15 protein-coding genes are annotated in these 15,264 nt (G+C 57.3%); 13 read left to right on the forward strand and 2 right to left on the reverse strand.

The features are described from left to right. Nucleotides 1–80: 80 nt before the first annotated feature. The 11 genes from atpD (at nucleotide 81) to L861_RS19320 (ending at nucleotide 12,202) form a co-directional block, all read left to right on the forward strand. Nucleotides 81–1,457: a F0F1 ATP synthase subunit beta gene (gene atpD, locus L861_RS19270; RefSeq protein WP_016418328.1), complete on the forward strand. Its 1,377-nt coding sequence runs from the start codon at nucleotides 81–83 to the stop codon at nucleotides 1,455–1,457. 27 nt (nucleotides 1,458–1,484) lie between these two features. Continuing rightward, nucleotides 1,485–1,913: a F0F1 ATP synthase subunit epsilon gene (locus L861_RS19275; protein WP_016418329.1), complete on the forward strand. Its 429-nt coding sequence runs from the start codon at nucleotides 1,485–1,487 to the stop codon at nucleotides 1,911–1,913. A gap of 119 nt (nucleotides 1,914–2,032) precedes the next feature. Next, nucleotides 2,033–3,403 (forward strand): magnesium transporter, encoded by a 1,371-nt coding sequence (gene mgtE / locus L861_RS19280; RefSeq protein ID WP_016418330.1) that lies wholly within the window; start codon nucleotides 2,033–2,035, stop codon nucleotides 3,401–3,403. Nucleotides 3,404–3,405: 2 nt separating this feature from the next. Continuing rightward, nucleotides 3,406–3,822, forward strand: coding sequence for a fluoride efflux transporter CrcB (gene crcB / locus L861_RS19285; protein WP_016418331.1), 417 nt, complete (start codon nucleotides 3,406–3,408; stop codon nucleotides 3,820–3,822). Then, nucleotides 3,777–4,205: a fluoride efflux transporter FluC gene (locus tag L861_RS19290; protein ID WP_161629048.1), complete on the forward strand. Its 429-nt coding sequence runs from the start codon at nucleotides 3,777–3,779 to the stop codon at nucleotides 4,203–4,205. Before crcB ends, L861_RS19290 begins: the two co-directional genes overlap by 46 nt. Nucleotides 4,206–4,345: 140 nt before the next feature. Further along, nucleotides 4,346–5,143, forward strand: a complete 798-nt coding sequence (locus L861_RS19295; RefSeq protein WP_016418333.1) for an undecaprenyl-diphosphate phosphatase — start codon at nucleotides 4,346–4,348, stop codon at nucleotides 5,141–5,143. 15 nt (nucleotides 5,144–5,158) lie between these two features. Continuing rightward, nucleotides 5,159–6,268, forward strand: coding sequence for an FAD:protein FMN transferase (locus L861_RS19300; RefSeq protein WP_016418334.1), 1,110 nt, complete (start codon nucleotides 5,159–5,161; stop codon nucleotides 6,266–6,268). Beyond that, nucleotides 6,265–7,641: a bifunctional UDP-N-acetylglucosamine diphosphorylase/glucosamine-1-phosphate N-acetyltransferase GlmU gene (glmU, locus tag L861_RS19305; protein WP_027947590.1), complete on the forward strand. Its 1,377-nt coding sequence runs from the start codon at nucleotides 6,265–6,267 to the stop codon at nucleotides 7,639–7,641. The genes L861_RS19300 and glmU overlap by 4 nt, the downstream gene beginning before the upstream one ends. Before the next feature lie 12 nt (nucleotides 7,642–7,653). After that, complete coding sequence (glmS, locus tag L861_RS19310) at nucleotides 7,654–9,489, forward strand: glutamine--fructose-6-phosphate transaminase (isomerizing) (RefSeq protein WP_016418336.1); 1,836 nt, start codon at nucleotides 7,654–7,656, stop codon at nucleotides 9,487–9,489. Between the two features lie 98 nt (nucleotides 9,490–9,587). Beyond that, on the forward strand, nucleotides 9,588–11,291 hold the full coding sequence (locus L861_RS19315) for a DUF945 family protein (protein ID WP_081645901.1): 1,704 nt from the start codon (nucleotides 9,588–9,590) through the stop codon (nucleotides 11,289–11,291). A gap of 29 nt (nucleotides 11,292–11,320) precedes the next feature. After that, entirely contained in the window at nucleotides 11,321–12,202 is an 882-nt protein-coding gene (locus tag L861_RS19320) for a DUF72 domain-containing protein (protein ID WP_035568877.1), read from the forward strand. A gap of 52 nt (nucleotides 12,203–12,254) precedes the next feature. Here L861_RS19320 and L861_RS24735 read toward each other — a convergent pair whose 3' ends face one another. After that, nucleotides 12,255–12,401 (reverse strand): hypothetical protein, encoded by a 147-nt coding sequence (locus L861_RS24735; protein ID WP_154658842.1) that lies wholly within the window; start codon nucleotides 12,399–12,401, stop codon nucleotides 12,255–12,257. Nucleotides 12,402–12,508: 107 nt separating this feature from the next. On the opposite strand from L861_RS24735, the gene L861_RS19325 reads away from it, so the two are divergent. Then, nucleotides 12,509–13,852: a sodium-dependent transporter gene (locus L861_RS19325; protein WP_027947592.1), complete on the forward strand. Its 1,344-nt coding sequence runs from the start codon at nucleotides 12,509–12,511 to the stop codon at nucleotides 13,850–13,852. 92 nt (nucleotides 13,853–13,944) lie between these two features. On the opposite strand, the gene L861_RS19330 is transcribed toward L861_RS19325, so the two are convergent. Continuing rightward, nucleotides 13,945–14,145 carry a PA3496 family putative envelope integrity protein gene (locus tag L861_RS19330; RefSeq protein ID WP_016418340.1) on the reverse strand — a complete coding sequence of 67 codons (201 nt, stop codon included), beginning with the start codon at nucleotides 14,143–14,145 and terminating at the stop codon, nucleotides 13,945–13,947. 260 nt (nucleotides 14,146–14,405) lie between these two features. On the opposite strand from L861_RS19330, the gene hexR reads away from it, so the two are divergent. Further along, nucleotides 14,406–15,260, forward strand: a complete 855-nt coding sequence (gene hexR / locus L861_RS19335) for a transcriptional regulator HexR (RefSeq protein ID WP_016418341.1) — start codon at nucleotides 14,406–14,408, stop codon at nucleotides 15,258–15,260. Nucleotides 15,261–15,264 lie beyond the last annotated feature (4 nt).

The raw sequence follows: 15,264 nt of genomic DNA on the forward strand, positions 1-15,264 counted from the left end.
CCGACACGTCTCGCGACGAAACACCGCCCGCGTTTTCAGGCAAAGCAGGTTTCATTTGCAGGTATTTAAGAGGAACCAAGATGAGCGGACGTATCGTACAAATCATCGGCGCGGTGATTGACGTAGAGTTTCCGCGGGACGAAGTGCCCAAGGTCTACGACGCGCTGAATGTCTCGGGCTCCGAGACCGTTCTGGAAGTTCAGCAGCAATTGGGTGATGGCGTGGTGCGTACCATCGCCATGGGCTCCACCGAGGGGTTGAAGCGCGGCATGGAGATCACCGACACCGGTGCTGCGATTTCCGTGCCGGTGGGCAAGGAGACCCTGGGTCGGATCATGAACGTACTCGGTGAGCCGATCGATGAAGCTGGCCCGATCGGTGAGCAGGAGCGCATGCCGATTCATCGCAAAGCCCCTACCTATGCCGAGCAGGCAGCCACCGAGGAGCTGCTCGAGACCGGCATCAAGGTGATCGACCTGATCTGCCCCTTCGCCAAGGGTGGTAAGGTGGGTCTGTTTGGCGGCGCCGGGGTCGGCAAGACCGTCAACATGATGGAGCTGATCCGTAACATTGCCACCGAGCACAGCGGTTACTCGGTATTCGCCGGTGTCGGCGAGCGGACTCGTGAGGGTAACGACTTCTACCACGAGATGAGTGAGTCCAACGTTCTCGACAAGGTATCGTTGGTCTATGGCCAGATGAACGAGCCGCCGGGCAACCGCCTGCGCGTGGGGCTGACCGGCTTGACCATTGCCGAGAAGTTCCGCGATGAAGGTCGTGACGTGCTGTTGTTCATCGACAACATCTATCGTTACACCCTGGCGGGAACCGAGGTGTCGGCGTTGTTGGGTCGTATGCCGTCGGCGGTGGGCTATCAGCCGACCTTGGCCGAGGAAATGGGGGTTCTGCAGGAACGTATCACCTCCACCAAAACCGGCTCGATCACTTCCGTGCAGGCCGTTTACGTGCCCGCGGACGACTTGACCGATCCTTCTCCGGCTACCACCTTCTCGCACTTGGATGCGACCGTGGTATTGGCGCGTTCGATCGCCGAGCTGGGTATCTATCCGGCTATCGACCCGCTGGACTCCACCTCGCGTCAGCTCGATCCGTTAGTGGTTGGCCAGGAGCATTACGATACCGCTCGTAGTGTGCAGAATGTGCTGCAGCGCTACAAGGAACTCAAGGACATCATCGCCATCCTAGGGATGGATGAATTGTCCGATGAAGACAAGCTGACCGTTGCACGTGCGCGTAAGATCCAGCGCTTCCTGTCGCAGCCGTTCTTCGTCGCCGAGGTCTTCACTGGCTCTCCGGGCAAGTACGTGTCGCTGAAGGAGACCATCCAAGGCTTCCAAGGTATTCTGGATGGCAAGTACGACGAGCTGCCTGAGCAGGCCTTCTACATGGTAGGCACCATCGACGAAGCGGTCGAAAAAGCCAACTCCATGAAGTAAGGTCGTCCACCCAAAGGGGACATAGCTATGGCGAAAAGCTTCAAGTGCGAGATTGTCAGCGCCGAGGCGTCGATCTTCTCGGGTGAGGTGGAGCAGGTCATCGCAGCCGGGGTATTGGGAGATCTGGGGATACTCCCGGGACACGCCCCGTTGTTGACCGAACTCCATCCTGGCCCGGTCCGTGTCATCCACGACGGTGGTGAGGAAGAAAACTACTATGTCACGGGTGGCTTCCTCGAAGTCCAGCCTGACGTGGTTTCGGTCCTGGCCGACACTGCCGTTCGTGCTGCGGATCTGGATGAGGCAGCTGCCGAGGAAGCTCGGCAGCATGCCTTGAGGGAAATCAACGACGCATCCGCGGAAATCGACTACAGCCGGGCAGCGGCGGAACTCGCTGAGGCGGTAGCTCAGTTACGCACCATCCAGCAATTGCGCAAGAAGGCTGGTAAGGGCTGAGTCGATTTTCCGACAGCCGAATCGACGCCCCTCGAACTGCACGTTCAAGGGGCGTTTTTTGTATCGTCTAACGCGACCAACGACACCCTGGGGTCGATGGGGACGCCAGGAGGATGCCTATGTCATTGAATGAAGCCCTGAGCGAACAGAAAAGCGTTCTGGTGGATGCACTGGAGCGGGACGATCAAGGTTCGCTTGAGGAGCTGCTACCCGAGTTGCGTGCCGCGGACATTGCCGAAATCCTGGAGGACATCCTCGAGGAGGACGATGCGACGACGGTTTTCTCTCTGCTCAACCTGCTGTCGATCGAACGCCGTGCCAACGTGTATGGCTATTTGCCGGCAGAGTTGCAGGAGGAACTGGCCGAGGCGATGTCCGACGAGACGTTGCTCGCACTGTTCGAAGAGATGAGCTCCGATGAACGGGCCGACCTTTTCAATTTGCTTGATGAGGATCGTCGTGAAGGCTTGCTGCGACGCATGGCACGTCAGGAGCGCGAGGATCTCAAGCGGTTGGCCAGTTACGAGGAAGGCACCGCCGGTGCGGTGATGACCTCGGATTATGTGGCTATTCCCAGCGGTATGACGGTTTCCCAGGCCTTGATGCGAGTGCGTCAGACGGCACCGGATGCTGAAACTGTCTATCAGATCTACGTGCTGGATGAGGAGGGGCGCTTGGCGGGTACCATGTCGCTGCGTCAGTTGATGGTGGCTCGCCCTGGTGCGCGGGTCGACGATCTGATGATCAAGGATGTAATCAGCGTCCGAGTCGATGATCCTCAGGAAGAGACCGCGCGCCTGGTGGCACGCTACGATCTGCTGGCGATCCCGGTGATCGATGCCGAGGATCGTCTGGTGGGAATCGTCACTTACGATGACGCCATGGACGTGGCAGAGTCCGAGGCCACCGAAGATATCCACAAGGGGATGTCGATCGGCCAACTGGAAGATGGCGTCAGGCGGGTACCGCTGTGGAGCTTGTACCGCAAGCGGGTGATGTGGCTAGTGTTGCTGGTGTTTGCCAATCTGTTCTCCGGTGCCGGCATCGCCTATTTCGAAGACATCATCACCGCCCAAGTGGCATTGGTGTTCTTCCTGCCGCTACTGATAGGCAGCGGCGGCAATGCTGGAGCCCAGGCAGCGACCTTGATGGTGCGCGGTATGGCCACTGGCGAAGTCGGTCTCAAGGATTGGGGCAAACTGCTGGGGCGTGAACTGTTGGTAGCGGGATCGTTGGGGGTAACCATGGCGGTTGCCGTGGCGCCCATCGGTGTGCTGCGTGGTGGCGAAGCGGTAGCCATGGTAGTAGCTACGAGCATGGTGACCATCGTGTTGTTCGGTAGTCTTCTTGGCATGTGCTTGCCTTTTCTGCTCAATCGCTTGGGCTGGGATCCGGCGACCGCCTCGGCGCCACTGGTCACCACGCTAATCGATGCTTCGGGAGTACTGATCTATTTCAGTATCGCGACGGCGGTCTTGAGCGGGCTCTGAACATGCATGCCTACTTCGTCAACCTCTCGGCAGTGCTACTGGGTAGTGCGATCGGTGGGGTGGCACGCTTCTGGGCATCTGCGTTGGTCGGCCGTTGGCTAGGGCCGCGTTTTCCATGGGGAACCCTGGTAGTCAACATCTCGGGCTCGATGTTGGTCGGTGTATTGGTTTCTGGCATGAGAACGTTGGAAACCGTGGTTTCACTGTCTTCGGCTGAAGAGTTACTGATCGTGGGAGTGTGTGGTAGCTATACCACCGTGTCATCGTTTGCCCTGCAGACTTTCGACTTGACGAGGGAATCGCGCTGGCGCGCCGCTTGCATTAACGTGGTGACCTCCTTCGCGTTGTGTCTGCTGGGGATATGGCTGGGCTGGTGGCTTGGAAGCACGCTGGCTTTCTGGATGATGGGGTCGGCATGAAGGGATGGGGCTGGGTCGCATTGGGCAGTGCACTGGGCGGTGGACTTCGCTTCGTGTTAGGGGATTTTCTCGCACGCCTCTGGATGACGGCTTTTCCCTGGCCAACTCTTTTCATCAATGCGGCTGGCGCTTTGCTGATCGGTTTATTGGCGGCGCTGACGCACCACCCTAGTGGTCGAAGCATTTCTCCCCCTCTTCGCCTGTTTACCATGATCGGCTTTTGTGGTGGCTTCACGACCTTCTCGTTGTTCAGTCTCGAAAGTCTCGAACTGCTGCGAAGCGTTCCGGCCATGGGTATTCTCTACATGATACTGACAGGCGTGATCTGCCTGATAGCCGTATGGGGTGGTCATGTGTTGGGCACCTGGCTGAGCCGAGACTGAGTGCGAGGAAGCTGGGCGGACAGTGGAGACAAAGATGTGTATGCTCACAACGGCCAGTCAATTGCTGCACTGAAGCATGACGGGTCAACAACCTTGCTACTTGCGAGTGGCGTAAACGTTCTGAAGATGGGAATCCACCAATGGATTGGTTTCAGGTAGTCGTTCTTTCTCTGGTGCAGGGAATCACCGAGTTCCTGCCGATTTCCAGCTCCGCACATCTGATTCTGGTTCCTGTGCTCACCACCTGGTCTGACCAAGGACTGGCCTTCGATGTGGCGTTGCATGTGGGCAGTCTGTCAGCGGTCGTGCTCTATTTTCGTCGTGAGCTGTGGCGTATGGCGAGAAGCTGGTTAGGGTCCGTGGCGGGACGTGGGACCGATGAAGATGGTCGTTTGGCATGGTGGGTGCTGCTGGCGACCATTCCCGTCGGGGTGGCGGGATTGGCATTTCACGACACCATCGAGGTTGCCATGCGTTCGCCGCTATTGCTGGCGAGTGGCCTGATTGGCTTCGGCTTATTGTTGGGTTATGCCGACTGGCGTGGGCGTGGTAGCCGAAGTGAATATCAACTGACCTTTAAGGATGCCCTGTTGGTTGGTCTTGCTCAGGCATTGGCATTGATCCCTGGTACATCCCGTTCCGGAATCACCATTACAGCGGCGCTATTACTGGGGATGAACCGCGAGGGGGCGGCGCGCTTTTCCTTTCTGATGTCGATTCCGGTAATCGTACTTGCCGGTGGACTCGAGGTGTGTAACCTACTGCTCGAACCCCGGCCCGTCGACTGGTCGGCACTGGTGTTTGGAACTTTGCTTTCCGGCGTCAGCGCCTATCTGTGCATTCACTACTTCCTGGTGTTCATCAAACGTATCGGCATGCAGCCTTTCGTGGTCTATCGCATTGTCTTCGGGCTGTGGTTACTGTGGTTCTTCTGGTAGGGGAAGAGACGTATCATGCAAACGAAGATATTCGCCGTCACGGCGTTTGGCTTGCTTGCCACGCTTTTGGTGGGGTGTTCCGATGCGGATCCCAAGCTCGATTCGCCGGTGCAACTGGAGGGTGAAATCTTCGGGACCTTCTATCAGGTCACTATTGCCGATCCCCTTACTCGAAGTCGTGTCGAAGAACTCGAAGCTGATGTCGTCGGTGAGCTTGAGGCGGTTGATGCAGCCATGTCCACTTACCGAGACGATTCCGAGTTGATGGCCTTCAACGAAGCACCGGTCGGCGAGTGGCAGATACTCTCCGAGGAACTGATCGAGGTGCTGGCGGTCAGTGAGGCGGTAGCAGAGGCGAGTGGAGGCGCCTTCGATGTCACCATCGGTGGACTGGTCAATCTGTGGAGTTTTGGTCCTGAGGCACGACCACGCGAGATACCGGAGCAGAGTGAACTCCAGGCACGCCTGGCCGAGATTGGTCACGACAAGCTGGAGGTCGATGTCGAGAACCGCCGGGCACGGCGCCTCAGTGATGTGTTCGTGGATCTGTCGGGGGTTGCCAAGGGGCACGGTACCGACAGGGTAGCGTCATATCTGGAGACTCAAGGTATCGAACATTATTTGGTCAACATAGGGGGCGAGTTGGCCGTCAAGGGCTATCGTGATGGTGATGAGACCCCTTGGCGTGTTGGTGTCGAAGTGCCCGATGGCAGTCAGCGAGTGGCCCAGCACGTGTTGCCATTGCATGATATCTCGGTGGCGACCTCGGGAGACTATCGCAACTATTTCGAGGAAAATGGCAAGCGGTATTCACATACTATCGACCCACGTAATGGATACCCGATTCGTCACAAGCTGGCCTCGGTTTCGGTACTGCATCCATCCAATGCCTGGGCCGATGCCTGGGCTACGGCGCTGCTGGTGCTGGGGCCAGAGTCGGCCATGGCTCTGGCTCGGGAACAGGATCTCAAGGTGCTGACGCTGGAGCGCACTGACAATGGCTGGGCAAGTCGAGTCAGCCCGGCCTTCGTCGACTACTTTGGTGAAGAGACGGTGACCGAAATGAATATCGCGTTGCCCGACGACAACATGAATATGAATGGTAACGGATACAAGGAGTCATGATGACGCTCGACGTGGTGATTCTTGCCGCAGGGCAGGGCAAGAGAATGCGTTCGAACACGCCCAAGGTGTTACATCGGCTGGCAGGCAAGCCGATGTTGCGTCATGTGATTGATACGGCATCACAGCTAGGAGCCGACCGGCTACATGTGGTAGTGGGGCATGGTGGCGATCAGGTGCGTGTGGCATTGGGCGATTGTCCGGTGCATTTTGCCTTGCAGGAGGAACAGAGAGGCACGGGGCATGCCGTAGCACAGACATTGGATGCGTTGGGACATGACAAGGTCCTGGTGCTCTATGGCGATGTGCCCCTGATTCGTCGTGACACCCTGGAAGCACTACTGTCTCAAGTCGATGAGCGACGTATGGGGCTTCTCACCGTGACTCTCGATGACCCGACGGGCTACGGGCGCATTCTGAGAAACGATGACGGTCAGGCGGTGGCCATCATTGAACACAAGGATGCCAGTGAAGGGGAACGTGCCATCCGCGAGTGCAACACGGGGATCATGGCCATGACCGCTGCCCAGCTCAAACGCTGGCTGCCGCAGCTCTCAGCTGACAATGCCCAAGGGGAATACTACCTGACGGATGTGATCGCCATTGCTGCGGCTGAGGGGGTGAGTATTGCCACCGCACAGCCATCAAACCCGCTGGAGGTGGAAGGCGTCAACAATCGGGCGCAGATGGCGAATCTCGAACGCGCCTATCAGCAGCGGATCTCTGAACACTTGATGGATGAGGGGGTGGCCCTGATCGATCCCTCGCGTCTCGATGTGCGGGGTAGCTTGACGTGTGGCCATGACGTCGAAATCGATGTCGGCTGTATTTTCGAAGGCGAGGTCGAGTTGGGCGAAGGCGTGCGCATTGGTCCCTATTGCGTGATTCGTGACAGCCATATCGGTGCAGAAAGCGTCGTCGAGGCGCATAGTGTGATCGAAGGGACAGTGGCGGCCGGATTGAACCGTATCGGTCCCTTTGCCCGCCTACGACCGGGATCGCGGCTTGCAGTGCGAGCCAAGGTTGGCAACTTCGTTGAAACCAAGAATGTCGAGGTCGGCGAAGGTAGCAAGATCAATCATCTCAGCTATGTCGGCGATGCTAGCCTGGGGCGTAATGTCAATGTTGGCGCCGGCACCATCACCTGCAACTATGATGGGGTCAACAAACACCGCACGGAAATCGGCGATGAGGCCTTCATTGGCTCGAACACCGCGTTGGTGGCACCGGTGACGGTGGGGCGGGGTGCCACCGTGGGGGCCGGTTCGACAATCAGCAAGGATATCGCCGATGGTGCTCTGGCGGTTGCTCGTGGACGCCAAATCAGCAAGGCTGACTGGCCGAGACCGCGCAAGGCGTCAGACAAGAATCAATAAGGAGAGAATGCCATGTGTGGGATCGTGGGAGCGGTGGCCGAGCGTAATGTGCAAGGTATCTTGCTCGAAGGACTCAAGCGCCTGGAATATCGCGGTTATGACTCGGCGGGTATGGCGATTCTCTCCGAGGATACCCGTCTCAACCGACAACGGGCGGTAGGCAAGGTTTCGTCATTGGAGGCCTGTCTGCAAGAGGCGCCATTGAACGGCAACGTGGGAATTGCCCATACTCGTTGGGCCACCCATGGACGCCCTACCGAAGGCAACGCTCACCCCCACCAGTCCGGTGACAGTCTGGCCGTGGTCCATAACGGCATCATCGAAAATTTCGAGACACTGAAGACCGAGTTGGAAGGGCAAGGTTACGTCTTTACCTCCGAAACTGATACCGAGGTCATTGCGCATCTACTGGCCCGCGAGTTCACGCGTAGCCAGGACCTGCTGACAGCCGTACAGCGTGCGCTGTCGGGGTTGGGCGGTGCTTATGCGTTAGGGGTAATGCACAAGGGCGAGCCGGGTGTGGTAATCGGAGCACGCAAGGGCAGTCCTCTGGTGGTGGGGGTTGGCATCGGGGAAGCCTTTCTGGCCTCGGATCCGCTGGCACTACTGCAGGTCACCGACCGCTTCATCTACCTCCAGGAAGGGGATGTGGTACGGCTCTCTCCGGGCGGACGGATCGAGATATTCGACGCTTCCGGAGAAGCCGTGAAACGTCCTGTTCAAGTCTTCGAGCATGGCGACGGTTTGACCACCAAGGGAGAGTACCGTCACTTCATGCTCAAGGAGATTCACGAACAACCGCAGGTGATTGCCGCGACCCTCGAGGGGCGTCTCGGTGAGCGTGGCGTGCTGGTCGAGAGTTTCGGTACGAACGCTGAATCGCTGTTCTCACGGGCCAAGCAGATCCATATCGTGGCATGCGGTACCAGTTATCATGCCGGGATGGTGGCACGATACTGGCTGGAACGTTATGCCGGGATTCCTACCCAAGTCGAGGTGGCCTCGGAGTATCGCTACCGAAGCGTAGTCGTACCTGAGGACACGCTGTTCGTGACCCTATCGCAGTCTGGAGAGACCGCCGATACCCTGGCGGCCTTGCGCTTTGCCCAAGAGCGCGACTATCTGGGCAGTTTGGCGATTTGCAACGTACCGGGCAGTTCTCTGGTGCGCGAGTCCGATCTTACGTTGATGACTCAGGCGGGACCGGAAATCGGTGTGGCCTCCACCAAGGCCTTTACCACCCAGCTTACTGCCTTGATGCTGCTGACTCTGGCGCTGGCGCGGGTACATGGTGGCGATGCGCAACGTCAGGTTGAAATTGCCGCGGCACTGCGCGAGTTGCCAGCAATCGCCAATCAGGTGTTGGCATTGGACAATGAAATCGAGGTGCTATCGGCAGCTTTCGCTGAAAAGAACCATGCATTGTTCTTGGGGCGTGGAGCGCACTTTCCTATCGCTCTTGAAGGGGCGTTGAAGCTCAAGGAGATTTCGTATATCCATGCTGAAGCCTATCCCGCCGGTGAACTCAAGCATGGTCCGCTGGCGTTGGTCGACAGCGAAATGCCGGTAATCTCGGTTGCACCCAACGACGAACTGCTCGACAAGCTCAAGTCAAACCTACAGGAAGTTCGTGCTCGTGGCGGAGAACTGTTCGTCTTCGCCGATGAGGATGTGGCGATCGAGCAGACAGAAGGACTGCGAATCCTGCGTTTGCCGCATATCGACGAGGCACTGGCGCCGATTCTCTATACTCTGCCGCTACAGCTGCTGTCCTATCATGTGGCGGTACTCAAGGGTACCGATGTCGACCAGCCGCGCAATCTGGCCAAGTCAGTGACGGTGGAATGATCGTTTGCATTATTTGCTTGAATAGGCCGATCTCATACGGGGAGTGGTTATTGAGGTCGGCCTTTGAAAAATAAGATCCAATAAAAGAGGAAACGGACGTGGGGAAAGGGAGTTTGCGTGGCCGATGGCCAAGAATCTTGGTTGCCTTGTCGTTGTTGGTGTTCGTGGCGGTCTTGGCGATACCGTATTGGATGGGAAAGCAGACCGAACGCAAGTATGCGGAGTATCTGCAGCAACTAGACGACTTGGCCTATCTTGAGGTACTGAGTTCGCGCTATGAGCGCCATTGGTTTTCCGCACGGGCCAGTTATGACCTCGCCCTGAGTTCCGAATTTGAAACATTGGTGAAGTCGCTCTTTCCCGCCTGGCAACTTCCGAATGAAGCACTCCTCGTAAGCGTCAGCGATCGTATACAGCACGGTCCTTTCAATGGGGGAATGGCGCGTGTGGAAGGACACGTCGGTTTTGACGGAGGGTTGCTGGCGAGTCTGGTGGAAATCGAAGCGCAAACGACAGGTCAGGGATATCGAGCTTCGATCGGTTATGACCAGGTACTGCGCGGTCACTGGGAGCCGATGCATCTTGCCGTAACGGCGGCTCCTGAATGGCGTGATATGGGCTGGGATGCCCGCTATGTCATGGACTATGAAGGTGGCGACTTCAGCTACGATCCGGGCACTGGCGAGTACCATACGACCGGACGGATGAAACGGATGCTCATGGAAGATCCCACTGGTGTGCGTACGACCGAGGACTCGACGTCGGAAGTCGTGGCACGCTTCTCGGACGGAACACTACGTGAACTCCGCCTCGAGTCCCATGATTCACTCGTTCTCAACGAAAGTCGCGATGCATTGCACCCCTCGCGGATAACGGGTCAATCTACTTTTCTTGGCGTTTACTTCGATGATGACGGACGAGTCGAACGCTTCGAATCGCAACTCGGCATGGACGAACTTGATACCGCTTGGCCCAATGGTCGTCTGCAAGCCGATGGTGTGTCGTTGGCATTCGAGGGGACGCGAGAGGGCGAGCATGCCTGGTTTGGAAGTGCTGACCTGGGGCTGGATGCCATTGTTGTCAAGGAGCAGGGAGTGCCGAGCATTTCCCTCAATGCAATGAAGGTCAGCCTGGGTCTCGAGCCGGAAGCCGATGATGCCTTGGAACTGGTTGCGGGGATGAGCGCTCGAGATATTCGGTTCAAGGATATGGACGAGCCCGTGGCTTATGACTACCAGTTGAGAATGGGACAGTTACGGCGCAGTGCATACGATGACCTGTGGCAGTTGTTCTATCGCGCCGTGGATGAATTCCAGCTCGAGCATCCCGAGGTTTCACCTGTCGTCCTCGAGCGAATGAATGAAGCGGCCATGGCGCTGGTCGGTGATCGGTTGCAATTGAGTGCCAAACCGGTGCAAATCAGTATGGGCGAAGCGGGTCTCAATCTGGAACTGGATGCCAGTATTCCAGTAGACGCCCTCATGGTGTTCGGGGCCAGTGAGCAGGCATTGCTGATGTCGGATAGTCAGGTGGAGCTCTCCGCGGATGTTTCCGCTGATCTTATCCACAAGATGGCACGCGAATATCTTCGCCATGATTACAACGAAATAGGGTATCAGGCTTCCGACAAGGAATTGACGGCACTCGCCAAGGAAATGGTCTCCACCGACGTTGACGCGCTTCTCAAGCAGGGGATCATCCTTCAAGAAGGAGATGGTCACTATAGTACGCACTTCCAGTTGGAAGGGCATGAACTCACGGTGAATGGCGAGCCTGCCGACTGGCTGCTGGAACGATTGTAAGCGGGATAGAGCTTTAACAGGGTCCTTGCATGTCAGGGGTGAACGTCACCAGGCCAGCCATGATTCACCTTGGCCTGGCCATGTGGGCCAACAGCGATTGGCGGGGTAGTCTGTTCGCTCCTCACGGTGGGCAGGAGGATTGGCTTGCCGATTATGCCAAAGTGTTTTCCGCCGTCGAGGGCAATACCACTTTCTACAGCGGCGCCCCCAAAGCTGAAACGGTTGCCTCCTGGGCTCGCCAGGCTCCGGCGGGTTTCCGTTTCTGCTTCAAACTGCCCGCCACGCTGACCCATGAGCGGCGTTTGTCGGGAATCGATGCCGAGCTTGATAGTTTCCTTTCGCGTCTTGCGCCATTGCATGACCGGCTTGGTCCCATCATGGTGCAACTACCGCGTGATTTTAGTGCACAGGAATTGCCCCAGCTCGATCGTCTGTTAACTCGTTGGCCAGCGGAAATCCCCAGTGCCGTAGAGGTACGTCATAGTGATTTTTTCCACAAGGGGAAGGCGGAGATTGCACTGAACCGGTTGTTGATAACTCATGGTGTGGATCGCGTGATGCTCGATGTACGCCCCTTGTTCTCCACATCCGCGGAAGCGGATCCCAGGTTGGTCAAGGCCCAGAGCGAAAAGCCGAAATGCCCATTACACGTGATTTCCACGGGAGAACGACCGCTGATACGTTTCATTGGCCACTTGGATGAAAGTATCAATGATGCTTATTTCGCACCTTGGTGTGAACGTTTGGCCCTGTGGATAAATCAGGGGAAAACTCCTTTTCTCTTTGTGCATACACCGGATAACCGCCAAGCTCCCCAATTGGCGCGTCGTCTTTATAAGCAGCTTTCTCGACACTGCACGTTGCCTCCGCTTGCTTCCTTCGCGGGCGACACCCAGACCTCGCTATTCTGAGTACTGCTCATTCCCTCTGGCCATCAAGCGTATGATCGGATAGTTTTACCGCTCAGATACCGGCTACCCATCGATATTTCTGGAAACGTGCGATATCCATGCATCTTTCCATTGCACCGGTATCCCGCTTCCCCGCCAGGGTATCGACCAAATACCCAGCGGTGGAGTGCTGGCAGCGATCCTGCTGGGATCCTGTCATGCCTGGAAGGCACCTTGTGATCCGGGGTGTCGAGGGCGTGGCGACAACAAGCACAAGCCGTCATCGCTTCCGACCGATCGATGACGACACGCACAATCAGGTGAAACATGTCGAAACTATCCCATGCACAATGGTCATCGAAGATGACTTTCATCCTCGCCGCCGCCGGTTCTGCGGTTGGCTTGGGAAATATCTGGCGGTTTTCCTATATGGTGGGCGAAAGCGGTGGCGCTGCCTTCGTACTCGTCTACCTTGCCTGCGTTGCGCTGGTCGGCCTGCCGGTCCTGGTATCGGAATGGCTGATAGGCCGGCGTGGGCAGAAAAATCCTATCAATACCATGGCTGAACTGGCCAGGAAGGGTGGACATAGTCAGGCTTGGACACTGATCGGGATCAGTGGCGTTGTGGCTGCCTTTCTGATTCTGTCGTTCTACAGTGTGATCGGTGGTTGGTCGCTGTCTTATACATTGGGCTCGGTGACCGGCGCCTTCAGTGGCAAGGATGCCGATGCTATCGGCGGGCTTTTCAACGGCCTGCTGGCTAGCCCTGGGAAGCTACTGCTGTGGCATACGGCCTTCATGCTGCTGGTCGTCTTCATCGTGGCACGGGGGGTGACCAAAGGTCTGGAAGGGGCTGTTCGTACCATGATGCCCGCGCTATTCATACTGATGGTGGTGCTGGTGATCTATGGCATGACCACCGGGCATTTCGGTGAAGCCATGAGCTTCATGTTCAACCCCGATTGGAGTGCATTGAGTGGCGGTGTGGTGCTGGCGGCCATGGGCCAGGCCTTTTTCACCCTGTCGCTGGGCATGGGCATCATGATGGCCTACGGCTCCTATCTGGGAGAGGACGTGGATCTGATCAGTACGGCGCGGACCGTGATCATCCTGGATACCTTGGTCGCTATCCTGGCGGGTATGGCGATCTTTCCCATCGTCTTCGCCAATGGGCTGAGCCCCGGCGAGGGCCCCGGCCTGATTTTCGTCACCTTGCCGTTGGCCTTCGGTAACATGACCGGAGGGACGATCCTGGGATTGATGTTCTTCGTATTGCTGACCTTCGCTGCACTGACGTCGGCCATTTCGCTGCTGGAGCCGGTGGTGGAGTTCGTCGAGGAGCGTACGCCGCTGACCCGTGTTCCCGCGACATTGATCGCAGCCGTGGCGGTCTGGGCCTTGGGGATCGCAGCTCTGATGTCGTTCAACGTGTGGGATGCGCCGGTTGCCTTCGGACTCAACGTCTTCGATCTGCTGGATACCTTCACCAGCAAGTTCCTGTTGCCGCTAACCGGTCTTGGCGCGATCGTATTCGCCGCTTGGTGCCTGGATCGCGAAAGTGTTCATCGGGAGCTGTCACTGGGTGCCACCGGCAATGCGCTATGGCATGCCACTTCACGCTACATCGCACCGATCGGCGTGATCTTCGTCTTTGTCGGCGGCCTTCTCTAGAACGAGAGCTGCCGAGCGTCATCTGCGAGCCCTGGCGATCCGGGGCTCGCGTGGGTCGATTACGCCCTATTCGTTCAGTGGCGTTTCTCCTGCTACTGCATCAGTTCATCGTCCAGGTCGGCGATATCACGTTCCAGGCGCTTGAATTCGTTGTGCAGTTCGATACCTCGACGGGCCCTCAGATAACGCACGGCCGCGGATCTCTTGCGCTGCTTGTGCTCGCTTTCTTTCATGCTCATGAAGATGTCGAGAAGTTCATTCTTGACCGAAGATACCTGTTCGACATTACGCATGATCGGCTCTCCTGGCTTACGGTGAGTGCAGGCTTCCTGCGATTATCACGACATGTCATTACTTACTATACCTCACTTGACAAAATGATGACGGCGTGGGTGACAACGCTTATCTCACCAAGACATGACAATCGACTCATCAAGTGGGGCATACTGTATTCATCGGCGACCGCAAGTGGGCCGAATATCGTGCTGGTTATTGACGAAGTGCTGGTTATGCAATCAAACAAGCAAGAAACGTGCTGTTTAAGGAGCGAATCGTGAGCCGCGCCCTGTTTGATGAATTGAGAGGTCGCATGGAGCACTTTCGTCGCTCCGAGCAGAAGGTGGCACGTTTTGTGCTGCGCAATCCTGATGAAGTTATCCACATGCGGATCGTCGATCTGGCCACCGAGGCCAAGGTCAGCGAGCCCACCGTAGTTCGCTTCTGCCGGGCGCTGGGCTGCAATGGCTTCCAGGATTTCAAACTCAAACTCGCCCAGATGTTGGCTACTGGCAGCCAGTTCGCGCAGTTCTCCATGAACGATAGCGACAGTGTGGCCGAATTTTCCCATAGCATCTTCGATTCCACCGTGGGAACTCTGCTCTCGGTGCGTGATCGGCTCGATAACGATGCCTTGAGCAAGGCCATCAATGCCCTGGCCATGGCCAATCGGGTCGAGTTCTACGGATTCGGAGCGTCGGGCGCAGTGGCTTTCGATGCCCAGCACAAGTTCTTTCGCTTGCAGATTTCCACTTCGGCTTATGCCGACCCGCACATGCAGAACATGTCGGCGGTAACGCTGAAGGAAGGTGACGTAGTGGTGGCAATCTCCCAGACGGGGCGTACCCGGGCTCTGGTGGCCAGCGTTCGCCTGGCCCGCGAGACCGGCGCCACGGTGGTCGGGTTGTGTCCCAGTGGCTCGCCGTTGGCTGAGGAAGTCACCTTGCCGCTGTATATCGATGTCCACGAGGATACCGAGATCTATACCCCGATGAGCTCGCGTATTGCTCACTTGGTGTTGATTGACGTTCTAGCGGTGGGTGTTGCCAAGACACGTGGTCCCAAGCTGGCCGAACAATTGAAGGCGGTAAAGAAGAGCCTGACGCCGCTACGCTTTCCCGAGCCAGAATGAGTCA

The organism is Litchfieldella anticariensis FP35 = DSM 16096, from assembly GCF_000409775.1.
In the GTDB taxonomy this organism is placed as follows: Bacteria; Pseudomonadota; Gammaproteobacteria; order Pseudomonadales; family Halomonadaceae; genus Litchfieldella; species Litchfieldella anticariensis.

Excerpts from the sequence above, each read along its gene's own strand:
- glmU (WP_027947590.1), top strand. The coding sequence starts at position 6,265 with ATGATGACGCTCGACGTGGTGATTCTTGCCGCAGGGCAGGGCAAGAGA.
- L861_RS19330 (WP_016418340.1), bottom strand. The coding sequence starts at position 14,145 with ATGCGTAATGTCGAACAGGTATCTTCGGTCAAGAATGAACTTCTCGAC.
- L861_RS19295 (WP_016418333.1), top strand. The coding sequence starts at position 4,346 with ATGGATTGGTTTCAGGTAGTCGTTCTTTCTCTGGTGCAGGGAATCACC.
- L861_RS19275 (WP_016418329.1), top strand. The coding sequence starts at position 1,485 with ATGGCGAAAAGCTTCAAGTGCGAGATTGTCAGCGCCGAGGCGTCGATC.
- atpD (WP_016418328.1), top strand. The coding sequence starts at position 81 with ATGAGCGGACGTATCGTACAAATCATCGGCGCGGTGATTGACGTAGAG.
- L861_RS19320 (WP_035568877.1), top strand. The coding sequence starts at position 11,321 with ATGTCAGGGGTGAACGTCACCAGGCCAGCCATGATTCACCTTGGCCTG.
- mgtE (WP_016418330.1), top strand. The coding sequence starts at position 2,033 with ATGTCATTGAATGAAGCCCTGAGCGAACAGAAAAGCGTTCTGGTGGAT.
- glmS (WP_016418336.1), top strand. The coding sequence starts at position 7,654 with ATGTGTGGGATCGTGGGAGCGGTGGCCGAGCGTAATGTGCAAGGTATC.
- crcB (WP_016418331.1), top strand. The coding sequence starts at position 3,406 with ATGCATGCCTACTTCGTCAACCTCTCGGCAGTGCTACTGGGTAGTGCG.
- L861_RS19300 (WP_016418334.1), top strand. The coding sequence starts at position 5,159 with ATGCAAACGAAGATATTCGCCGTCACGGCGTTTGGCTTGCTTGCCACG.
- L861_RS19325 (WP_027947592.1), top strand. The coding sequence starts at position 12,509 with ATGTCGAAACTATCCCATGCACAATGGTCATCGAAGATGACTTTCATC.
- L861_RS24735 (WP_154658842.1), bottom strand. The coding sequence starts at position 12,401 with ATGACAGGATCCCAGCAGGATCGCTGCCAGCACTCCACCGCTGGGTAT.